Source organism: Rothia sp. HSID18069 (assembly GCF_003989155.1).
Taxonomy (GTDB): Bacteria; Actinomycetota; Actinomycetes; order Actinomycetales; family Micrococcaceae; genus Rothia; species Rothia aeria.
On record NZ_RBMG01000002.1, the window covers coordinates 351,340 to 373,814 of the forward strand.

15 protein-coding genes are annotated in these 22,475 nt (G+C 54.5%); 3 read left to right on the forward strand and 12 right to left on the reverse strand.

The genetic code is table 11. From position 1 onward, the window contains the following. The first annotated feature begins 13 nt into the window (after positions 1 to 13). Positions 14 to 2,098: a glucose PTS transporter subunit IIA gene (locus D8M41_RS07305; RefSeq protein ID WP_126926698.1), complete on the forward strand. Its 2,085-nt coding sequence runs from the start codon at positions 14 to 16 to the stop codon at positions 2,096 to 2,098. Positions 2,099 to 2,437: 339 nt separating this feature from the next. Here the strand turns inward: D8M41_RS07305 and D8M41_RS07310 are convergent, their stop codons facing one another. The 10 genes from D8M41_RS07310 to D8M41_RS07350 all read right to left on the reverse strand — a co-directional run bounded on the left by D8M41_RS07310 (position 2,438) and on the right by D8M41_RS07350 (position 17,007). Beyond that, complete coding sequence (locus D8M41_RS07310; RefSeq protein ID WP_006888627.1) at positions 2,438 to 4,135, reverse strand: ABC transporter family substrate-binding protein; 1,698 nt, start codon at positions 4,133 to 4,135, stop codon at positions 2,438 to 2,440. Positions 4,136 to 4,658: 523 nt separating this feature from the next. Next, a complete protein-coding gene (locus tag D8M41_RS07315) occupies positions 4,659 to 6,353 on the reverse strand; it encodes an ABC transporter family substrate-binding protein (protein ID WP_006888381.1) in 1,695 nt (564 codons plus the stop codon). 394 nt (positions 6,354 to 6,747) lie between these two features. After that, a complete protein-coding gene (locus D8M41_RS07320) occupies positions 6,748 to 8,442 on the reverse strand; it encodes an ABC transporter family substrate-binding protein (RefSeq protein ID WP_023133626.1) in 1,695 nt (564 codons plus the stop codon). A gap of 396 nt (positions 8,443 to 8,838) precedes the next feature. After that, entirely contained in the window at positions 8,839 to 10,956 is a 2,118-nt protein-coding gene (locus D8M41_RS07325; RefSeq protein ID WP_126926699.1) for an ABC transporter ATP-binding protein, read from the reverse strand. Then, a complete protein-coding gene (locus D8M41_RS07330) occupies positions 10,953 to 12,011 on the reverse strand; it encodes an ABC transporter permease (RefSeq protein ID WP_006888615.1) in 1,059 nt (352 codons plus the stop codon). The genes D8M41_RS07325 and D8M41_RS07330 overlap by 4 nt, the downstream gene beginning before the upstream one ends. Beyond that, a complete protein-coding gene (locus D8M41_RS07335) occupies positions 12,008 to 13,003 on the reverse strand; it encodes an ABC transporter permease (protein ID WP_006888500.1) in 996 nt (331 codons plus the stop codon). The genes D8M41_RS07330 and D8M41_RS07335 overlap by 4 nt, the downstream gene beginning before the upstream one ends. A gap of 124 nt (positions 13,004 to 13,127) precedes the next feature. Then, positions 13,128 to 13,286, reverse strand: a complete 159-nt coding sequence (locus tag D8M41_RS11575) for a hypothetical protein (protein ID WP_006888594.1) — start codon at positions 13,284 to 13,286, stop codon at positions 13,128 to 13,130. A 187-nt stretch (positions 13,287 to 13,473) separates the two neighbouring features. Next, entirely contained in the window at positions 13,474 to 14,427 is a 954-nt protein-coding gene (locus D8M41_RS07340; RefSeq protein ID WP_006888487.1) for a phosphoglycerate dehydrogenase, read from the reverse strand. Between the two features lie 139 nt (positions 14,428 to 14,566). Then, on the reverse strand, positions 14,567 to 16,333 hold the full coding sequence (locus D8M41_RS07345) for an MDR family MFS transporter (protein WP_006888378.1): 1,767 nt from the start codon (positions 16,331 to 16,333) through the stop codon (positions 14,567 to 14,569). 2 nt (positions 16,334 to 16,335) lie between these two features. Further along, a complete protein-coding gene (locus D8M41_RS07350) occupies positions 16,336 to 17,007 on the reverse strand; it encodes a TetR/AcrR family transcriptional regulator (RefSeq protein WP_006888639.1) in 672 nt (223 codons plus the stop codon). Positions 17,008 to 17,116: 109 nt separating this feature from the next. Between D8M41_RS07350 and cls the strand changes: the two genes are divergently transcribed. Further along, positions 17,117 to 18,595: a cardiolipin synthase gene (gene cls, locus D8M41_RS07355; RefSeq protein WP_037285659.1), complete on the forward strand. Its 1,479-nt coding sequence runs from the start codon at positions 17,117 to 17,119 to the stop codon at positions 18,593 to 18,595. Between the two features lie 57 nt (positions 18,596 to 18,652). Here cls and D8M41_RS07360 read toward each other — a convergent pair whose 3' ends face one another. Next, positions 18,653 to 19,849 carry an RNase H family protein gene (locus D8M41_RS07360; RefSeq protein WP_094758635.1) on the reverse strand — a complete coding sequence of 399 codons (1,197 nt, stop codon included), beginning with the start codon at positions 19,847 to 19,849 and terminating at the stop codon, positions 18,653 to 18,655. A gap of 327 nt (positions 19,850 to 20,176) precedes the next feature. Between D8M41_RS07360 and D8M41_RS07365 the strand changes: the two genes are divergently transcribed. Beyond that, positions 20,177 to 20,473, forward strand: a complete 297-nt coding sequence (locus D8M41_RS07365; protein WP_094758633.1) for a putative quinol monooxygenase — start codon at positions 20,177 to 20,179, stop codon at positions 20,471 to 20,473. A 102-nt stretch (positions 20,474 to 20,575) separates the two neighbouring features. Here D8M41_RS07365 and ilvD read toward each other — a convergent pair whose 3' ends face one another. After that, positions 20,576 to 22,420 carry a dihydroxy-acid dehydratase gene (ilvD, locus tag D8M41_RS07370; protein ID WP_126926700.1) on the reverse strand — a complete coding sequence of 615 codons (1,845 nt, stop codon included), beginning with the start codon at positions 22,418 to 22,420 and terminating at the stop codon, positions 20,576 to 20,578. Between the last annotated feature and the right edge of the window lie 55 nt (positions 22,421 to 22,475).

The window sequence follows — 22,475 nt, forward strand, 5'->3', positions numbered from 1 at the left end:
CAAGGGATGAACCGTGAAGAACCACGAGCTTGGCGAGAAGATTCTTCAGGGCCTAGGCGGCCCCGAGAATATCGCCCATTTTACGCACTGCGCAACACGTTTGCGTGTTACCCCATCTTCGAATGAGAAGGTGGACCGCACCAAGATTGAGAACCTGCCCGGGGTGCTGTCGATTATTGAGCAGTCTGGTCAGACTCAGGTGGTACTTGGTGACCGCGTTGAGGCGGTCTATAACGAGATGCTGACCTTACCGGGTATGAAGAACTTGGGTGAGGATGATGACTCCAAGGCTAAATCATCCGGCGGTAAAAAGGCTGGCTGGCTCACCAATATCTTCGATGTGCTCTCCGATTCCTTCCGTCCCCTGCTGTGGGCGCTGTTGGGCACCTCCATGATTCTGACCCTGATCGTGTTCCTGCAGCAGTTCGGTTTCTTCGGTCAATACACTGACCTGACCGGCCAGAGCGTGAACATCGATATTGTGAACGGTCCGCGACTTTCCGATGAAACCGCCGGTAAGGCGCTCGAAGCCGAATGGATGAAGCAGTTCGCTTTCTGGTACATCCTCAAGGCTGCCGCGCTGTCGGTGCTGAACTTCATGCCCATTATGCTTGGCGCAACCGCCGCAAAGCGTTTGGGCGCAAATATGTGGGTTGGTGCGGCTATTCCGGCGGCGCTGATGACCAGCACCTTCCAGAGCCTCACCAAACTTGCTGACCCGGCTACTAAGATGCTTGACGTATCCATTATGGGTCTGCACCTGCCGCTGTACGCCTACGATTACACCGGCCAGGTGTTCCCGCCCCTGCTGGCGGTTGCTCTCTTGGCACCGTTGGAGCGTCTGCTGAAGAAGATCATCCCGAATATGCTGCAGATGGTCTTCGTCCCCATGCTGTCCGTTATTATTCTGGTGCCCGTAACCGCCTTCGTGGTGGGCCCCATCGGTATTGGCGTGGCTATGGGTATCTCTGACTTCCTGAAGAATGTTAACGATGTAGCTCCGGGAGCCGTGGGTGCGCTGATCGCGGGTCTGTACCTGTTCATGGTGCCACTGGGCCTGCACTGGCCGCTGAACGCCGTGATGATTAACAACCTGCAGACCCTGGGCACCGACTTTATCCAATCCCCCATGGGTGCTTACAACTTCGCCGTCTTCGGCGCGGTGACCGGTGTTGCTATTCGGGCTTCACGGAATAAGGAGCTTCGCCAGACTGCGGTGGGTGCTTCTATGTCCGGCCTGCTCGGTGGTATTTCCGAGCCTTCTCTCTACGGTGTGGTTCTGCGCTACAAGCGAGTTATTCCCCTCATTCTGGTACCGGCTGTGGCTGGTGGTGCCACCATCTCACTGCTGGGAGTCAAGTCGCACGCTTTCGCCTTCACCTCGCTCCTGTCGATTCCCGCAATGCAGCCTTCCGCTCTGTATGCTCTGGGCTTGTCAATTGCGTTCTTTGGTGCAATGACCGGTGTGCTGCTGTTTGGGTATGAGTCGCGCTCAAAGAAAGACGGGCAGGCCGCTGCCGAGACCGGGTCTGAGGGTGGGCCTAAGGCCGCTGGTGCCGATGAGGCAGACACCGCGAAAAAGACTGGCACCGCAGCAGCAGCTGCAAAGGCAGCCCCGGCAAAGCCTGCGGTTGAGTCCGGCACTGTGTATGAGCTGACTGCTCCCCTGGAGGGTAAGGCTGTGGCGCTGGAAGAGGTGCCTGACCCGGTATTTGCCTCAGGTAAGCTGGGTAAGGGTGTGGCCATTGAGCCGACCGGTACCGCCGTGGTGGCTCCGGCTGATGCAAAGGTAAGCGCCACTCTGCCGTCGGGCCACGCCGTGGGCCTGAAGTTCGAGAACGGTGTTGAGATGCTCGTTCATGTGGGCCTGGATACCGTTCAGCTTGACGGTAAAGGCTTTGAGGTGAAAGTTGCTAAGGGCGATTCCGTGAAGGCTGGCCAAGAGCTGCTGACCTTTGACCCAGCTGTCATTAAAGAGGCGGGCTATCCGCTCATTACCCCGGTACTGATCACGAATACGAATAAGTTCGCCGATGTTGAGGGCTTGCCTGGCGCAGCAACGCCTGAGTCCACAGTTATTCGGGTGACTACAAAGTAGCCCTACGGACCCGATAAAAGCCCCTGCCTTCCCCTACCGTTGGGGAGAGCCGGGGGCTTTTTCTGTTTACTAGACTCTATGGAGCACTCAGACGGTCAGTAACCGCAGGCTTACCTTTGCGGCTACGGGGTTCTGCCCCGCACCAGCGGAGAATACGGAGATTCTTGTACCTCTTGGGATGGTTTGCAAGGCGTTATCTGTGTGTGGAGGCCGTTGCCTAAGAAACCCTAGAAGGTCGCTAGTGCCCTCCTTAGAATATAATGGCCCACTATAAAACGGGGTCCCACCATGTACACATGGTGGACCCCGCTTGGCTGGTTTAGGTGCTTAGCCTAAAGGCTACTTCTCCCAACCAGCGTTAATCCATACATCCGGGTCATATGCAGAAGTAGCAAACAGGCGAGGCCCGTAGTTTGCCAACCCCTTCTTGCACGCCTGGTAGTTGGGGCCGTTATATACGGGGATGTAGATAGCTACCTCGGCGAGGTGACGCTTCTCCAGCTCGGTTGCTATTTCAAGCTGTTTCTTATAATCTTCCGTAGCCATCATCTTATCGGCGAGGGAATCGAGTTCTTTACCGTGTCCGTTATTAATCTCGGACCGGTAGAAATAGTATGCGGAATCTACCGGGTTGGTGGTGATGCCGTACCCGGCAGACTTAATACCGTAAGACCTTTCGGTTGAGACCTTCGTCAGCTCAGAATTGGCACGATTCACTATCTTCAGCTCAATACCGATCTTCTTCATCTGATCCGAGAAGAACTGTGAGGTCGTCTTGACGTCTTGGTCATCCCCAAAGGTGAACAACTCGTACGACGCTTTCTTGCCGTCCTTAGCGTAGAAATCGCCGTCCTTCTTATAGCCAGCGTCCTCCAGGATTTTCTTTGCCACGTCCTCGCCGATCTCCGTGGGGTAGCTGTCCTTGTAGCCTTCCTGCAGGGGCAGGAAGCACATAGACCCGGGGGCTTTCTCGTTCCACCCGATCTTTTCGAATCGGATCTTCTGAATCTGCTCACGGTTGATACCCGCCACAATTGCTTTGCGGACGGGCAGCGGAATCTTATCCGGGTTAAGTTCATAATCTCCGACACCCAGAGCGCTGCCCTTACGAATATCAATATTTGACATCTTTGATACATCGGCATAGACATTTTGCGAGCTGGCGGAGATTACGTCAATTTCGCTGTTCTTGAATGCCGCCAAAGAGGCTGCCTCACCCAGAGAACGAATAGAGATTTTCTCCAGCAGAGGCTTCTGCCCCCACCACTTATCGTTCCGTGTCAAGATCAAGGAGTTCTGAGAAACATCCCAGTTCTCAACCTTAAAAGGCCCTGCCCAGTACTTATCGAGAGGCTTGTCGACGAGCGCGTCATTAAAAAGCTTCTTATCCACCAGCGCAGGGTGAATAAAGGTGGAAATAACGAATCCCCCGTCAATAGGATAGTAGGGCTTTTCCATAGTGACCTTGACCGAGAACTTGTCACCGTTCTCTTCAACGCTCTTTACCTGCTTCCACATGGGAGCGTCGGTTACCTGGTATTCACCAGCAGGGGCTGTAAAGATCCTGTGGGCTGCACGCACCGATTCAATGTCAATGGGGGTACCATCGTTGAACTTTGCCTTGGGGTTGATCTTGAAGGTAACGGTTTGAACGCCGTTCTTAGTTTCAGCCTTGTACTCCGTAATGTAATCAGTGTTTAAGCTGGGCTTACCCGTATAGTCATACTTGTACCCGCCAGCGTACGCTGAGTTCATAGCGGCTTGGATAGCGATGGCGCCTGAAGTATAGCCGTTGGTGTTGAAGGGGTTAAAATTTTTAGGGATTCCCTCGAAAGCAAGACGTAGCTCGCCGCCTTCTTTGAGTTCCGAACGGTCTTTGGGGTTAAATGATACGGCCTTTGAGATATCGTCCCCAGCACCAAGCGCAGAGTTAGTCTCGTTCTTTTTATTACCACCGCATGCGGCAAGCAAACCGACGGTCCCCAGTGCAACCGCGCCGGTGAGCAGGGTGCGCCGATTGATTGACATGTTCGTCATCGAATCTCCTAGCGTTCGAAGTAGGGCAAGGCATCTGCTAGCTACTTTGAGCCTGTCATCATTGAGGACACAGATAGCCTGATGTGGGGCGGGGTGCCCCAAAGAAGTAGAGTTCTTGGAGTTAATTATAGCGGCAATTTTAGCTGTAAAGTGACCTGTGGCGCACCCAGGCTGCCGATTTATTCACACAACCATGCATATCTTAAGGGCATAAAATACGCTTTACTGTGTTTTGATTTGTTTAAGAAACTTTGTTCTTAATGTTTACTTTAGGTTCATAGCAAGGCGCATATTAATATACCGCATGGGTCGCACACCGCCATTCACACGGCACTAAGAGGTCCCTCCCACCAGAAGCTAATGAGAGTAGCTTCGGTGATTTTGGCATGAAACAATGTGGAACCGCATCCGCACCAATGGGCTGCACCTCAGTGACTGCTAGCTGCCTAAATTAAACCTGTAGGAGCGGACTGCTTCTATGGGTGAAGAGCCAGCCCCTACAGGAAAAGCAATACACAGCTTGTTACTTGAGCCAACCGACCTTTTCCCATTCAATGGGCTTGAAAAGGGTAGGCCCGTAGTTCGCCAGTTCTTTCTTGCACATCATCAGGTCGGGGCCGTTAAACACTGTGCCGATGGTCGAGACCTCAGCCATGTGCTTCTTCTCAATCTGGTTGCACATCTTGTTCCGCTCCGCGTCGTCTTTAATGACCGCCATCTTTTCGATCATTGCGTCGATCTCGGCATTACCCACACCGTCGTTCTCTTTAGAGTAGTAGAACTGCTTGGTGGCAGCGGTGCCATCCGCGCCGATGAGACTAAAGCCCGATACTATAATGTCGTACTCTTTAGAGCCGGTAACTTTCGAGAACTCCGCAGAACCGCGAGTTTCGACCTCAAAGTTAATGCCAATCTCCTTCATCGTCTGAGCGAAACTACGCGCCATGCTGCTCTTACTGGGGTCATCGCCAAACACGGTGATTTTATACCGCAGCTGCTTACCACCCTTAGCGTAGTACTCGCCGTCCTTCGTGTATCCGGCTTCTTCTAAGAGCTTTTGGGCAGCAGATTTTGCGTCCCCATCTGCCTTCGGGAAATTATCCTCGTAATACTCCTCGAACGGTAGGTGCAGCATTGAGCCGGATGGGTCTTCTTCGTACGGCAAATTCTGAAAGGCAATATTGCTAAGAGCCTTCCGATCAATACCTAGGAAAATCGCTTTCCGCACTTTTGCATCTTCAATCCGTTTGGGGTTCAAATTCAGACCACCCGCATACAGCAGCTGACCTTTGCGCAGCTCAGCGTTCGCAGTATTTTTCAGTTCGGCATATGATGTGGAGGTGCGCGACTCAACTGCATCTACCTCCCCGTTCTTAAAGGCAGCAACCTTCGCGCTTTCCTCCAAGCCCCGGAAAATCACCCGGTCAAGCACGGGCTTCTCGCCCCACCATTTCTCATTCGGCACCATAGTGAAGGTGTTTTCGGTAGAGTTCCAGCCTTTATCAGCCAACTTAAACGGGCCGCACCCAAACTCAGGGTGCGGGTTATTCACAAACCCGTCGTTGAAAACTTTCGGGTCTTCCATGCCGGGGTGGAAAATCGCATCGAACATCTCGTTTAACGGGTAGTATGGTTTGGCCATAGTGACCTTTACCTTAAAGTTGTCCCCGTTGTTTTCGACGCTCTCAATATACTCATAGATACCTGAGCTGACAATATTGTAGTCACCGTCGGAGCTCTTGCGTATCTTCCAGGTGGACTGCAACGCTTTGTAATCAATAGGGGTGCCATCGTTGAACTTTGCCTTGGGATTCAGCTCAATGTAAACGACGTCTTTACCACCCTCTTCTGCAGGTTTGAAGGAGAGGGCAAAATCCTTATTCAGCTCATATTTTCCTAGGTGCGTAATATTCCACAGTCCCGCTGCACGGATTGAGCTCATCGCAATCTGCGTGTCGTAGGAATCTCCGCTTGTTGAATAGGTATTGAAATCCGGCCCAAGGGACCCCAGGGGGATACGCACCTCACCGCCCTGCTTCAAGTCAGACACCGGATGCGAATTGATATTGTACAGTTCCTCAGACTTAGCGTCTTTACCGGGTGCTTTAACCTTATCCTCTTTCTTCGAGCCGCCGCAGGCAGCCAACAAGCCTACGGTAGTCGTTGCGGCTGCAGCGCCCAGCAAGGTGCGGCGGTTGAAGATGTACTGTTTCTGCATAGCTATTGCCTCACGTCTACAAGTTCATTTGCTGCACCAAGTGCTCCGGTGCGTCACCCGGATTATATGCTTTACGGGTTTGGACTTATCCAAAGTTAAGCTATAAGTTCAGGTTATATCTCAGTACCTTACACCCGCATTTTATGGTTGTGGCAGAAAAAGCAGATTTTGTGGGATATTTAACAGTATATATGAATATTTATACGTAATATTCCTTCATTTACAATATTCATTGTATGCATATTTTGGCTTTTCTACCCTCCGAGCAGCCGAAGGACTGTTTCCTCCCCACACGATCTTCTGCAGAAAGTACACGTTCAAGACACCACAAGAGGGTGTGGCATTCCCAACAAATAGGAAACCACACCCTCTATGAAATGGAGCTATTGGATGTTTACTTCAGCCAGCCGACCTTCGCCCAATCAGTGGTTTGGAAAAGAGAAGGACCGTAGTTGGCCAACCCCTTCTTGCACATCATAAAGTCGGGACCGTTAAATACAGTGCCCACAGTCGAGATCTCATCCATGTGCTTCTTCTCAATCTCGTTGCACTTCTTGTTCCGTTCTTTATCGTCCTTGATGACGAGCATCTTCTCAATCATCTTGTCGATTTCTTCCGAGCCTATGCCCTCATTATCCTTCGAATAATAGAACTGCTTGGTAGCAGAAGTACCGTCTGCAGTGCTAATCCCAAACCCTGAGAACGTTGTATCGTAGTCACGTGCAGGGATAGCCTTCGAGAATTCACTGGATGCGCGGCTATTTACACTAAAGTTAATCCCCAGTTCTTTCATATTCTGAACGAAGGTCTGAGCCATGCTGTTATTCACCGGGTCGTCGCCAAAGATTGAGATCTTATAGCTCAGCTGCTTACCATTCTTGGCGTAGAATTCACCGTCTTTCTTATATCCGGCATCTTCCAGAATTTTCTGGGCGGCAGCTTTCGCGTCACCATCTGCTTTCGGGAAATTATCCTCATAATACTCCTCGAAAGGCAGGTACAACCTTGACCCTGGCAGTTGCTCCTCCCACGGCAAGCCTTGGAAACGGATTTTGGCAAGCGCCTCACGGTTGGTGCCAATAAAAATTGCCTTACGAACCTTCGCATCTTCAATACGCTTGGGGTTCAGGTTCAACCCACCTGAGAACAACCGCTGTCCCTTACGCAGTTCAGCGTTTGCAACGTTTTTCACTTCAGCATATGCGGTAGACGTACGTGCTGAGGCTACATCAATCTCACCGTTCTTAAAGGCCGCACGCTCCGCGCTAGCTTCGAGGGTGCGGAAAATGATGCGATCCAGTACAGGCTTCTCGCCCCACCATTTCTCATTCGGCACCACGGTAAAAGTGTTCTCAGTAGAGTTCCAGCCTTTATCAGCGAGCTTAAACGGACCACACCCAAACTCAGGGTGCGGGTTATTCACGAACCCATCATTAAAGACTTTTGGGTCAGCCATTTTGGGGTGCAAAATAGAGGCGAACAGCTCATTAAGCGGATAGTAGGGGGAAGTCATCGTTACCTTGACCTTGAAGTCATCGCCGTCACGTTCGACTTTCTCAACGCTGCCATAAATACCGCTGGTAACGATCTTGAAATCTCCCTCTGTGCTCTTAAGGATCTGCCACGTTGCCTGCAGCGCCTTGTAGTCCATGGGAGTACCATCGTTAAACTTAGCTTTGGGGTTCACCGCCACGTACACAACGGTTTTACCGTTTTCCTCTTTCGGGTCGAAAGATACAGCAAAATCCTTATTCAGTTCGAGAGTGCCGTTAGGCAACGAAGACCACAAGCCAGCCGCATAAAGTGTACTCATTGCAGTATACGTATCGCTGCTACTACCGCCGGTTGAGTAGACATTGAAATCAGGCCCGATAGAGCCCAGGGGGAGACGAACTTCCCCGCCCTGTTTCAAATCTGAGACCGGGTGGGCATTGATATCGTACAGGTCTTCTACTTTAGCTCCCTTGCCAGCAGACTTGACCTTTTCTTCTTCTTTCTTACCGCCACACGCAGCCAACAGGCCCACAGTAGTTGTTGCAGCCGCGCCACCAAGCAGGGTGCGGCGGTTGAAGATATACTGCTTCTCCATAGTTATCGCCCAACTTTCACTAATGCACTCGTACCATCGAGTGCCTGACGAATCAACCAGGTGCACGTTCTGTGTGCTGAACTACAGCACCTGGTCTTAGTCTAGTATCTTACACCACAATTTTGCCCTGAGGGAACACGGATTGCCTCTTAATGGATAAAAAAATATACATTTCGCATATATATTCACAAGATTCCTGTGTTATCAGTATTTATGACGTAATTATTGCTGCTTCTTAGTGTCCTCAGCGACCCAAAGAACACTCATTCAGCGTCACAGTACCGTCATTTCTAGCATCTCTTCCCCATCTCATGCTGAAAACGCACCGAGGGGCGGTCACCATCTGGTGTCCGCCCCTCAGCTCACATGCGGCTTACGACAAAGCCGACTCTAAAGCTACGCCGCCTGAGCAACGTCCTCAGGAGATGCCTGAGAAACGCCCTCGGGGAAGTAGCAAGCATATGCGTGGTCCTGACCTTCAACAGGCTCAAGCTCAGGCAGTTTCTCAAGGCACACCTTCTGCTTATCCTCAGGCAACAGCTTGAAGACAGGGCAACGACTAGAGAAGCCACAGCCCACCGGTGCATTCACCGGAGTCGGCAGATCGCCCTCCAGCATGGTGCGCTCACGCTTCGCCTCAACCTCTGGGTCTGGCACGGGGATAGCCGACAGCAAAGCCTTGGTATACGGGTGAACCGGGTTATCGAACACCTCGTCCACGCTACCAATCTCAACAATACGCCCCAGGTACATGACCGCAACACGGTCAGAGGCATGGCGGATCACGGCAAGGTCGTGGGCCACCATCAGGTAGCTGAGCCCCAGCTCGGCGCGAAGCTTCTCCAGCAGGTTAATAACACCCGCCTGAACGGAAACGTCCAGCGCCGAAACAGGCTCATCCAGCACCACAAGTTTCGGGTTCACCGCCAGTGCACGGGCAATACCGATACGCTGACGCTGACCGCCAGAGAACTGGTTCGGGAAGCGGTTCACATGATCCGGCTGCAGACCCACAATCCGCATCAGCTCAATCACGCGCTTCTTAATATCCGCACGTTTCATCCCCTGGTTTTCAAGGGGCTCAGCCAGCACCTCGTACACCGTAAAACGCGGATCCAGCGCGCCGGTGGGGTCTTGGAACACCATCTGCTGGTTCTTACGCAGCTTCAGGATCTCACTAGCCGACTTGCTATCCTTCGTGGAGGTGCCGTTAATAAGAATCTCGCCGTCAGTGTTCTTGCTGAACTCCATGATTTCCAGCAGGGTGGTAGTCTTACCGCACCCCGACTCGCCCACAATAGAGAAGCACTCGCCCTCGCGGATATCGAAAGTAACACCATTAACCGCTTTCACGGTGCCCACACGTTTCTTAATAAGTGAGCCCTTCATGAGCGGGAAGTGTTTCTTCACGTTGCGCACCTCAAGCACCGGAGCACGCTCTTCACGCGGAATACCGTCAAACTTCGACACAGGGGTTTCAGGGATCGAGTACAGCTCATCAGCCGTCTTACTGATCAGATCCTGGGATATGCTGCACGATGACAGGTGCCCCTCACCCGCGCCGTCAAGCGGCATCAGCTCAGGCTCGCCAGCCTCATCCTTACAGCACTGGCCCCCACTCTTAGCAACAGGGCAGCGGTCGCGGAACGAACAACGCTCCACCGGGTTAATCAGGTTCGGCGGGGTGCCCTCAATCGGCACCAGCGACATCTTCTGCGAACGGTCTACACGTGGGACCGCACCCAGCAGGCCAATGGTGTACGGGTGGCTGGGGTACTTATACAGATCCTCGGCCTTCGCGATTTCGACCGGTTTACCCGCGTACATCACCAGAATATCGTCCGCCATACCGGCAACGACACCCAAATCGTGGGTAATCATAATGGTTGCTGCGCCCGTTTCGTCCTGCGCCTTATCTATCACCTCAAGCACCTGCGCCTGAATGGTCACATCCAGTGCAGTGGTGGGCTCATCGGCGATCAGAACACGCGGGTCATTCGCAATGGCCATTGCAATCATAATGCGCTGGCGCATACCGCCCGAAAACTCGTGCGGGTACGAACGCAGACGATCCGCTGGGGAAGGAATACCCACCAGACGCATTAGCTCGATCGAGCGATCTTTAATCGCCTGCTTGCTCATGCCCTTATTGTGGATCTTCAGAACTTCAGCAATCTGCTGTCCAATGGTATACACCGGAGTGAGCGATGAGAGCGGGTCCTGAAAAATCATGGAGATGTGCTTGCCACGGTACTCACACATTTCCTTATCGCTCAGCCCCAGCAGCTCGTTGCCGTTGTACTTAATAGACCCGGTGATATCAGCTGTCGTAGGGTGCAAGCCCATAATCGCCATCGACGCCACTGACTTACCCGAACCAGACTCACCCACAATACCGAGGGTTTTACCGGCATACAGGTCAAAATTCACGCCGCGCACCGCGTGCACCACGCCGTTTTCAGTATTGAAACGGACATTGAGGTCTTTGACGCTCAGAACAGGAGAGGTGCTCATGAGTTCTTTACCTCCTCTTTCTTGGTCTCAGACTCCGAAGTATCAGATTCTGCTGTGGTGAGGGACTCAGCCGGTTTTACGGTTTTGATCTTCTGAGCTTTCTTGTTTTTCTTCCTGTTCTTAACTGAACCAACAGACATGGAGGTCGGGTCGAAGGCATCACGCAAACCGTCGTTCATAAACGCCAACGGGGCCACAATAAGGAAGAAGAAAATAATGGGGAACCAGAACATATGCGGCAGAGTGTTAATCTGTGCTGCTGCCTCGGCAATGAGCGAGCCCAGTGAGTAGTTCGGGTAGCGGATGCCGATACCAATAAAGGAGTAAACAACCTCAGCCAGCACAGCGTACATAATGCCACGTGTAAATTCGAGCACCAGCAGCGAACCAATATTCGGGATGAGGTGGCGCAGCACAATTTTGAATGGATGAACACCCATATACCGAGCGCCCTTGACGTAGTCGCGGCCAATCAAAGACTGGCCCATTGCACGAATCAGACGAGCCGGGGACATCCAGTTAAAGATAATGAGCACAGCAGAAAGTACGATCCACGCGGGAACATTTTTCTGGATCTCTTTACCAATGCCGCTGTTCATCGCGATTGCCAGAATCAGCAGCGAAGGAACCATAATCATGACTTCCAGAATGAAAAGCATGACTTTATCAATCCAACCGCCAAAGTACGCCATAATACAGCCGTACACTGCGGAAATAGCGATGGAGGTAGTGCCCACAACCACACCGATTAAGAGCGAGACACGAACGCCCTCAACCATTTGGGCGTAGAGGTCGTTGCCAGCTGCGTTGGTGCCAAAGAAGTGGGTAGTACTGGGTTCCTCACCCAAAGCCAGATAGTCAATCTGGGTGGGGGTGTACGAGGTGAGGTACTGGCCGAACATTCCGAACAGGAACATCAACACGAAAAGCCCCAGGCCAAACACCGCCAGCTTGTTTCGCATAAAACGGCGCAGAATAATGACCTTCTTATTGATGACTTTAAAGTCATCGCCTTTCACCACCGAAATGGTTTGAGTTTCAGTTACCTGGCTCATGAGATCCTCACTCGGGGGTCAACGATACTGGTGGCAATATCGGCGATAATAGCGCCGATGGCGAAGAGAACGGAACCGTAAGCCAACGTTGCGGTCGCGGCGTTCACATCCTGCTGGCTAATAGCGTCAATCGACCATTTACCGATACCGGGCCAAGCAAAGATTGTCTCGGCGAAGAAAGCACCGGCAAAAATCGCGGGTACCTGGTAGGCGATAGACTGCGCGACAGGAATAAAAGACACACGCAGGGCATGGCGGGTAATCGCCTGGTTACGGGTCAGGCCCTTCGCGCGGGCAGTACGAACAAAGTCGGCATTGACGTTATCCAAGAGGTACTGGCGCTGAGCGATCTGGTAGGCTGACCAGCCCAATACGGTCATACAGAAGGTGGGTACCACATAATGTGCCGCCAAATCAACGGTGGTATCCCAGAAGCCCGTCACCCCAGGAGAGGAAATACCGGTTACGTAGAAAATCTTTTCGCCGCCGTTTTCAACCACAATGCTGTTAATGGCGGTCGCTCCCTGCTGCACCACGAAGTATGCCACGGGCGCGGGAATAATGTACACCAGGTAGGAGTAGCTGGTAATTACGCGGTCAGAAAGTTTGTACTGGCGAGCTGCCGTGAATACGCCAAGTGCCACACCAATAACAATCGTCAAAATGGTTGCGGCAATCATCAGGCGGAAAGAAACCCAGACGCGCTGGCCGAATTCTTCGTTCACATACGCGCCGTTGGGGCTGCGGCCCCAATCGAATTTGGTCACAACATTGGTCAACCACTCGATATAACGGTCCCAAGCGCTTTTGCTCGGGTCAAGGCCTAAAGAGGCAAAGTTACGTTGAACCTGCTCTGGGGTCGGCCTGGGAATTTTTTCCTGCTCAAGCAGCGCAGGCTGAAGGGTAATAACCGCCGCGAAATAGCCCATCGTGGTAGTAATGAACACCATGACGAGATACGTGAGCGAGCGTTGGAGGACGTACCTAAACATGGGACGGCTCCCCTCCTCGAATATTCGGTGTCGTAGGCATGTGTGTAATGACTTCCAATGTCAAAATAACCCCGTGACTGTTGTCACTAGGATTACAGTTACTTTATCTTATATAGTCCTCTATCTATCCACCAAACCCACATTTGCGTTTTGCACCGCCACCGCTGCGTTCAGAGACTTCTTCGGGTGATGCAGCAACGATTTTCCCCACAGAACTAGCGGAGTTAAAAATTGTTACGAAAAATTTACACAATAATGCATATTGCGGGTTTTCGACCGTCATAAAGCGTGTCTTAAGGGCCAATACACCCCAAAAATCCACCGATCCCCACTTAAAAAAGAGGAAAACCACGACACTGTAGCAGCATACCTCTTGAAATTTAGGAGAACCTAAGATATGGGAAGTCCCGTAAACTCTGCATCATCGGTGCAGGGCAGAGTCTACGGGGCTGTACTTCCCAGCAGTGAACTCAGAACCGGTTACGGTACTCGCTCGCAGCAGCACCGGTGCGGAAGGCACGAATATTGTGGGCGATCAGTTCCTCCGGATTTACGGGGCGACCACCGGCGGCATGCGGGGTAATCACGATATTCTTCGCATCCCACAGGGGCGAATCGGAGGGGAGCGGTTCGGTTGCCGTCACGTCCAGCGCAGCGCCCGCAATCGAGCCGGAATTCAGGGCGGCGACGAGTGCATCCTCATCAACAGTGGTACCGCGCCCCACATTAACCAGGTAGGCGCGCTTGGGCAGCAGCTGCAGCTTGTGGGCATCAAGCACCTTGAAGGTCGAATCGCTGGTGGGAAGCACCATCACGAGAATATCCGTCGTCGGCAGGTATTCATCAATTTGTTCGGTCGCAATCACCGGGAATCCGGAGCGCTTCCCCGCGCTCTGTGCAACGCCGGTTACGTTCGCGCCGAAAGCCTTGAAGAGCCGCGCGGTCTCTTGGCCAATCGAGCCGAAGCCCCACACGAGCACATTGGCATCAAGCAGGGTTGTGACCTGGTCTTTCGGATGAAGTTCCTGCGCGCCGCCTAGCTCCTCAGCCCAACGATGCTCGACCGTCGCCTGCGCCAGCGTCGGCAAGAAACGCACGAAGTTCAGGGTCAGCGCGAGTGCATGTTCCGCAACGGTTTTCGAGTGCAGACCCACGCCTGCACAGATGGCGGCATTGGGGGTGAAGCCCGCCGCGCGTACCGCATCTGGCCCCGCAAGAAGCGCCTGGATAAGCCCCACATTTTTCATACGGCGGGCGGAATCCGCGAGCTGATCGGCGGTATTCGCCCAGGCAATCAGAACTTCGGCATCGGTATCTTCCTCGGCGATAGGCTCCGTGGGGTTGTAGTGCCGCACAATATCGCCGGGTTCAAGCCCTAGTTTCTCTTCGTCGAGCGTAATTGAGGTAGGGAGCAGAATCTTCATAGGTCCTCCTGTGGATGGCGCATGCGGGCTGGCGTTCAGCGACGAAGGGGACCCGCATCCCGTGTGAGGGGGTTAACAGTTATTCCCCTCCAGCATAGCGTGAGAGGGGAATAACTGTATAGGGTTACCTAAGAAGCCGTTAGGGCTTGGTGCCGCGCGAAGGAGCATCCGTATTCTTTTGCCTCTCGGTACGAAGCTCGGTTTTCGCCGGTGCATCGGATGCACCATCGGCAAGTTCCGGGCCGAACACAGTGCGCGATTCACCCTGCATCTTCTTCAGGCATTCGGCATCTTTCGCCGCCATTTCGGGCGTGATTACCTCAATGGCACCGGTTGCCGAACGCGCCACATCGGTAGTGGTGTGCGTTTCGATAGTGGTGGCGAGCGCATCCTCACGAATGAAGAGAAGCAGAAGCGCGGAGATTAGCCCGAGTGGTGCCAGGTAGAGGAAAAGCGGGATCAGGGCATCATTGTAGGCGTTCACGATAATGCCGTGAATCGGCTCAGGAATCCGACTGACGAGCTCGGGAGTCAGGGAGGAGGTTCCGTGTTCCCCCGCCGAGGCTACTGCTTGCGCGGGCATTCGTTCACTGAGCAGGCTGCTCAGGCGTGAGGTAAACAGGCCGCCCACGAGTGATGCACCCACGGTTGAGCCGACCTGGCGGAAGAAGTTGTTTGCCGCGGTGGCGGTTCCTACGACGGTGACGGGGAAGGCGTTTTGCACGATGAGGGTGAGGAACTGCATCGACATGCCTAGGCCCGCGCCCATGACCGCCATATAGCTGCAGAAGATCCAGGTGGGGGTGCTCGGGGTGATGGTGGAGATTAGGTAGAGCCCAAGCGCCACGAGTGCGGTACCGGTGACCACGTATGCCTTGTATTTGCCGCGTGCGGAGACCAGCCGTCCGGTAATAATGGAGACCACGAGCAGGGCGCCCATGAGGGGAATCATGAGCAGACCCGCCACGGTTGCGCTCACGCCCAGGGACATTTGCAGGTAGGTGGGGATGTACTCGACGGCACCGAACATGGCAACACCGAGGGCGAGAGAGGCGCCCAGGGTGAGCAGGAAGTTGCGGTTGGTGAAGAGGTACATGGGCATGATCGGCTCTGCGGCGCGGTTTTCAACCGGAATGAAGATCAGGGCCGCGACGGCGGATGCGATGAGAAGCCCAATAATCTGCGGGGAGTTCCAGGCGTACTGATTGCCGCCCCAGATGGTGGCGAGCACGAGCGCGCTGGTTCCTGCCATGAGAATAATACTGCCCAGGTAGTCGATCTGCCGCTTTTCGCGGTCTTTGAGCGCGGTGTGTGGGAGCAGAAAAATGACGGCAAAGATTGAGAGTATGGCAAGCGGCAGGTTAAGCCAGAATGCCCAACGCCAGCCGGGGCCTTCGGTGATCCACCCGCCGATGAGCGGTCCGGCGACCGAGGAGAAGGCGAAGACGCCGCCGATGATACCCATGTATTTACCGCGTTCGCGGGCGGGGATCACGTCTGCGACCACGGATTGGGAGAGAATCATGAGGCCGCCACCGCCGACTCCCTGGAGTGCACGGGCGACGATCAGCCAGGTCATATCGGGAGCGAGCGCGCCGATGATAGATCCCGTCATGAAGGAGAGGATGGCAAAAATCAGGAAGGGTTTACGCCCGAACTGGTCGGAGAGTTTGCCGTACACCGGCATGGTGATGGTGGAGAGCAAGATAAAGGTGGCAATCACCCAGCTCATATGCTCCACGCCATGCAGTTCGCCCACGATGGTCGGCAGTGAGGGTGCGAGGATGGTTTGGTTCAGTGCCGACATGAGCATCACGATGACCAAGCCGGAGAACATGAGCGCTATTTGATTTTTTCTAGCTTCAGCCGTGGTGGCTTCAGCGGGTTTGTCTGAGTGCGACGTCATTCCTAGTTTTCCTTCAGCAGGGCTTGAAAAGTTTTGACGGTGTTGTGGATGCGCCGCTCGACCTCGTCTTCGTCGGCAATATCCTTGGCGAAGTGCAGCTGCCGCAGCACTGCAGATGCAAGCTGGACCGTGGCACGGGTGCGTTCTTCGGCAATTTCTGTCGGCGGCATATTCTCGGGGCGGGCGGTGAAGGGGCCGCGCCTTCCTGCGGCATTGAAGGCATCCCAATCGACGGTATTGAGATAGTCGATGAGCACCTGTTCGCAGTTGATATGGTGTACCTTCAGCCGGTGCCTAAATTCGGGGAATTCGTCGATGCGCTCCCGGAATTTTGCGTGATTGGCAAAGTTGAAGCTGTGCCGCACGATGTACAGCAGCAGATGGGTGATACGCACGATGAGGTTGTCGTTTTCGTGCGCCCGGTCGCTGGCGAGCAGGTCGTCGGTGATGGCGGGGGCGCGCAGGCCGAGCACCGCATCCTCTTTAGTTCCGAAGTAGTTGAAGAAGGTGCGGGGCGAGATTCCGGCTTCCGCCGCGATGTCTTCGACGGTGCTGCCGCGCATGCCGTGCTGGCGGGCTAAGCGCAGGGCGGTTTCGTGAATGTTCACCCAGGTGCGTTCGCGGCGGCGTTCACGCAGGCTTGTCTCGGTGCGACTCGGCTCAGGTTTTTGCATAACTGCAATTATTGCATTTCTGCATTTTTTGCACAACTGCACTATGCAGGCGACACGGCGTGTCCTGTCTCTCCCCCACAGAAGACAAGATGCTAGGCATAATAATAGGGTGAACTTTTTTTCAACCGGATACCTCGACTTCCTACCCGATTGGCTCAGGATTATTCTGTTCTTCGCAGACCTGAGCATCCGTGTGCTGTCCCTATTCTGGCTGCCCTACAACCGCAAGCCCGTGGTCGCACTCGGCTGGCTCATGGCTATCTTCTTCATCCCGTTCATCGGGTTCCTAGCCTTCCTGATTTTCGGGTCCTCTCACCTTCCGCAATACCGGCGAGCCCGGCAGCACGCCATGAACGACCTGATCCGCGAGACCACCGGCGGCACCCCACAGCTCACCGACTCCGACGGGCTCAACGAAGCAACCCTGGTCGCCAGCCAACTCAACTACAAGCTCGGTTCGCTCCCCCTCGTCGGCGGGAACTCCTTCACCCTGCACAACGACAACCACGAAGCCATGCGCATCATGGCGCAGGAAGTCAACAAAGCCCAGCGGTACGTTCACTTCGAGTTCTACATCACCGCCTACGACGAAGCCTCCAAAGTACTCTGGGATGCCCTCTTCGCCGCCCAAAAACGTGGCGTGCGGGTGCGCGTGCTCATCGACCATATCGGCTCGCGCAAATACCCCTCATACCGGCAGCTGACAAAAATGCTCAACGAATCGGGCATCGAATGGCGCCTGATGCTGCCCATCAAACCCTGGCGGCTGCAATGGCAGCGCCCCGACCTGCGCAACCACCGTAAAGTCCTTGTGATCGACGGCGCAGTGGCATTCTCGGGCTCGCAAAACGCCATCCACCGCTCCTACGACCTCAAAGAAAACGTGCGTAAAGGTCTGGAGTGGAAAGACCTCACCTTCTCATGCACCGGTCCCATCGTCGAAGAGCTCAACGCGGTATTCGTCTCCGACTGGTACTCCGAAACAAACCAGCTGATCCTCGAAGAAATTGAGGAGAAAATCCCCTACGTTCCAGGCTCGATGCGCGCCCAAGTAGTTCCCTCCGGCCCCGGGTTTGAGACGGAAAACAACCTGCGCCTAATCAACTACATGATCTACAACGCAGAAAAACGCATTACCATCTGCTCGCCCTACTTCGTACCCGACGAAACCCTGCTGCAGGCACTCACCAACGCAGCATTCTCAGGCATCGAAACCACCGTGATCGTCTGCGAAAAAGGCGACCAGTTCCTCCCCAATATGGCGCAGCGCTCCTACTACGAGACGCTGCTGCAATCCGGGGTACGCATTCTGCAATACCCCAGCCCCACGGTACTGCACTCCAAGTTCATGTACGTAGATGACGAAATGGCATTTATCGGCTCCTCGAATATGGACCCCCGCTCATTCTCGCTCAACCTCGAAGTATCAACCTTTATCGCAGACACCGCTATGGTGGATGCACTCGCCGACGTTGCACGAACCTACGAAAGTATCTGCACGGAACTGCGCTACGGCCCGTGGTCCTCACGCCCGCAGCGCATTAAAGTCACCGAAAATATCTGCCGGCTCTGGTCATCGCTGCTGTAATCACACCAGCAGCACAGACCCGCCACGCCAATTTCCCGTTCTGCACGGCGTGTCAGCTTAACGCCACAAGCGGTTACCCATGTGAATAGTTGAAGGGCGCACGTACAGCCATTCGGGGCTGGGCAGACGTACAGCCTTATCGCACCCAGACAGGGCCGTAATGATCGACTCACACCGCTGGTTAAACTCCAGAATATGCCGCTTATCAACCACCTGACCCGGAAAATGCCGGTGCATTTTCGACACCGAATCGCTGCTCTCCTGCAGCCCATGACCCGTATGACCCGGCACGTGCTTCACAATCACCCGGCGTGAGCGGATCGCCTCAGTCAGGCGCGTCATCTCAGTGATAACCCGCTCATCCTGAACCCCCTCACGGGCCCACCTCTCAAAGCTCCAGCGGCTATGAGCCAGCCGCAGCACAAACGTGAGCGCACCCAGTGAATCAGTATTAATCACCAGGCGGCGTCCGCCCGTATAAAATACGTGAAACGCGGTGAGCATCGCCGAAAGTTCCCCGGTCATAATGTTCACCGCGTCATAATGAGTATGAAAATAGAAGCCGTCTTCACTAACGCCCGCAATACCCATCCGGCCGCCGCGCGAGTACTTCTTATTATGGGTGGAACGGAACGAACAGTCCGTGAACACGTTATACTCCACCAGCTGCTCTTCCGGTTTCTCGGTGAGCGCATCGGTGAGCATACGCTCCGTATTGCGCCTGGCCACCTCAATAAACCCCTCCATGAGCTTACCCGCCGCAGTGCCCGCGAGCCGCACATGGACCTCCCCTAAGGAGTGGTTATCGTAAGGGTCAAGAACCTTCTCAAACGCACGGTATTCCAGGATGCATTTAAGGTGGTCAAACTGACGGAATAGCTGCTTCAGGTAGCGCCTCTCCGCTGCAACCGTCACCAGGTTCTCCGTCAGCGGCGGGGGGATCAGCTCCCACGCCTCAAGCACCGCACGGCCCAGCATTTTGGTGTGCACCACTTCGCAAGGCTCCATGAGGGAATGGGCGTGCTCACCCAAGATCGGTTCAGTATTCAGGGGGATACGTTCCCCGCTCTCTTTAGACACATACACTAAGGTCGCGGTTGAGCTGTAACAAAACCCCTGCGCCTGTTGGGCTTCTTCCGCAACAGCGATCACCGCCACCCCGCGCTCCGTGTACCCTGCGGGGTACGACGTACTGTAATCCGGCGCATCCCACGTTAATGTGCACCGCTTAATGTTCGCTGGTGTAATAGCCATGTGCCCACACCCCCTAAACTCATGATTCTCCCCTCAGGTATTCGTGTATCTTTATTCCTTTATATCGTCGCCCGATTCGGGCACGCAAACGTTCAGGGCAGGGTTTTACGGTGAGCGAATCGGTTCTGAAGGTGTTCGCAGATAATTACCCCACCCATGGCCTGAAGGTTTAGAACTAATATGAGTTACCTATACTAGGGACTCCCCATAGAAAGCATCCGAAGTGTCTTTCCCTCATCTATGCCTGGGGGGGTAACAGCCCCAATGTCGTAAACAGGGTACAGTTGAGGGACAACCACTTTGTGCTATCACATGAAGGAGAACCCCATGATTGGTGTTTACGCAGGTGTTTCCGTTAAGCCTGAGCATGTTGAAGAGTTTTTGGCTTCTACCCCCGCTTTGGTAGAGGCATCACGCAAGGATGCGGGCAATATCAGCTACGATTTCGGCCCCGCCACCGGTGAGACCCCTGCGGGCGAACCGCGCGTCTTCGCTTTTATTGAGCGTTGGGAATCACAGCAGGCACTCGAAGCGCATATGGCGACCGAGCATTTCGGGACCGCCGTGAAAACCTGGGAGCCGCTGCTCGCCGCAGAGCTGGATGTGCGCATCTTCGAGATGTAACTCCGTTCCCCCTGCTAAAAAGAGCCTTTATGTGAATAAAGAGGGTTTTTCGCCGCTTTATTCACATAAAGGCTCTTTTATGCCCCAATCGGGAGAGGCTATTTAGTACCCCTCCGGGAGGATGCGCACCCCACCCTTATCGGCAGAGGCGGCCAGCATCCCGTAAACCTTCAGCGCGTTCGAGACCTGACGTTCACGCGGCTTGGTGGGCTTCCACGGGAGGGCGCCCTTCGCCTTGCGCCGCGCCTCCAAAACCTCGTCCGGCACATTCGCCCGCAGGATGCGGTTGTGCACGTCAATCTCGATCTCGTCACCGGTTTCCAGCAGACCGATAGCACCACCGGCGGCAGCCTCCGGCGAAACGTGACCGATCGAAATGCCCGAAGTACCGCCCGAGAAACGCCCGTCGGTAATGAGTGCGCAGCTTTTGCCCAGGCCCAGGCCTTTCAGGTACGAGGTGGGGTACAGCATTTCCTGCATGCCGGGGCCGCCCTTCGGGCCCTCATACTGAATCACCACAATATCGCCGGGTTTCACGTGCTTCGACAGAATCTCAAACACGGCTTCATCCTGCGACTCAACCACAAATGCCTTACCCACGAAGTGGAAAAGTTCTTCATCAATACCGGCGGACTTGATGATCGCACCGTTCTGGGCGATATTACCGCGCAGAACCGCCAGACCGCCGTCTTTCGTGTAAGCATGCTCCACAGCGCGAATGCACCCGTTTTCGGCGTCCGTCTCATGCGATTCGTACTTGTTCGCGGTCGAGAACGCCTGCGTGGTGCGCACCCCGCCGGGTGCGGCAAGGTACAGTTCTTGAGCCTGCTCGCTCGCGGTACCGGAGCGGATATCCCATTCGGCAAGCCATTCATCCAGCGAATCCGCATGAACAGAATGAACGTTCTTGTTGAGCAGTCCGGCGCGGTCAAGCTCGCCCAGCAGCGCGGGGATACCGCCCGCCCGGTGCACATGCTCAATGTGATACTTCGTAGAGTTCGGTGCAACCTTCGCCAGGCAGGGCACATGCCGCGAAATACGGTCGATATCGTCCAGGGTGAAATCGACCTGCGCCTCATGGGCAATCGCCAGAATATGCAACACGGTGTTGGTGGAACCGCCCATAGCCACATCCAGCGCCATAGCGTTCTCGAATGCCTCCTTGGTAGCGATCGAACGGGGCAGAACGGACTCGTCATCCTGCTCGTAGTAGCGCTTCGCCAGGCCAACAATACGCTCCCCCGCCTGCAAAAACAGCTCTTTACGCGCGATCTGGGTCGCAAGCGTGGTACCGTTGCCGGGCAACGCCAGACCAATCGCCTCGTTCAGGCAGTTCATGGAGTTTGCGGTAAACATGCCCGCACAGGAACCACACGTGGGGCAGGCGTTCTTCTCAACTTGGGCGAGCGCAGTATCGCTCACGGAATCGTCCACCGCCATGACCATCGCATCCACCAGATCCAGGCGGTGCTCCACAACGCCTTCAATGCCCTCGCCGGATTCCATGGGACCGCCCGACACGAAAATTGTGGGGATATTCAGGCGCATCGCTGCCAAGAGCATGCCGGGGGTGATCTTGTCGCAGTTCGAGATACATACAAGCGCATCCGCACGGTGAGCGTTCACCATGTATTCGACCGAATCGGCGATGAGGTCGCGTGAGGGCAGGGAATAGAGCATGCCGTCGTGGCCCATCGCGATGCCGTCATCAACCGCGATGGTGTTGAATTCTTTCGCCACGCCGCCGGCCTCACGAATAGCGCCAGCCACCAGGTCGCCCATATTTTTCAGGTGCACGTGACCGGGCACGAACTGGGTGTAAGAGTTGGCAATCGCAATAATCGGTTTGCCGAAATCATCATCACCCATGCCGGTTGCGCGCCACAGGGCACGGGCACCCGCCATATTGCGACCGTGAGTTGAGGTGCGTGAGCGTAATTCGGGCATTGTCTCTACCTTCCGTTGTGATGCATCAATAGATTTTACGCCCGCACTGCACGTC

Bases quoted from the DNA above. Each gene is read 5' to 3' on its own strand.
- D8M41_RS07335 (WP_006888500.1), bottom strand. From the start codon at position 13,003: ATGTTTAGGTACGTCCTCCAACGCTCGCTCACGTATCTCGTCATGGTG.
- D8M41_RS07340 (WP_006888487.1), bottom strand. From the start codon at position 14,427: ATGAAGATTCTGCTCCCTACCTCAATTACGCTCGACGAAGAGAAACTA.
- D8M41_RS07315 (WP_006888381.1), bottom strand. From the start codon at position 6,353: ATGCAGAAACAGTACATCTTCAACCGCCGCACCTTGCTGGGCGCTGCA.
- D8M41_RS07330 (WP_006888615.1), bottom strand. From the start codon at position 12,011: ATGAGCCAGGTAACTGAAACTCAAACCATTTCGGTGGTGAAAGGCGAT.
- D8M41_RS07325 (WP_126926699.1), bottom strand. From the start codon at position 10,956: ATGAGCACCTCTCCTGTTCTGAGCGTCAAAGACCTCAATGTCCGTTTC.
- D8M41_RS07310 (WP_006888627.1), bottom strand. From the start codon at position 4,135: ATGACGAACATGTCAATCAATCGGCGCACCCTGCTCACCGGCGCGGTT.
- ilvD (WP_126926700.1), bottom strand. From the start codon at position 22,420: ATGCCCGAATTACGCTCACGCACCTCAACTCACGGTCGCAATATGGCG.
- D8M41_RS11575 (WP_006888594.1), bottom strand. From the start codon at position 13,286: ATGACGGTCGAAAACCCGCAATATGCATTATTGTGTAAATTTTTCGTA.
- D8M41_RS07345 (WP_006888378.1), bottom strand. From the start codon at position 16,333: ATGACGTCGCACTCAGACAAACCCGCTGAAGCCACCACGGCTGAAGCT.
- D8M41_RS07320 (WP_023133626.1), bottom strand. From the start codon at position 8,442: ATGGAGAAGCAGTATATCTTCAACCGCCGCACCCTGCTTGGTGGCGCG.
- D8M41_RS07365 (WP_094758633.1), top strand. From the start codon at position 20,177: ATGATTGGTGTTTACGCAGGTGTTTCCGTTAAGCCTGAGCATGTTGAA.
- D8M41_RS07350 (WP_006888639.1), bottom strand. From the start codon at position 17,007: ATGCAAAAACCTGAGCCGAGTCGCACCGAGACAAGCCTGCGTGAACGC.
- D8M41_RS07360 (WP_094758635.1), bottom strand. From the start codon at position 19,849: ATGGCTATTACACCAGCGAACATTAAGCGGTGCACATTAACGTGGGAT.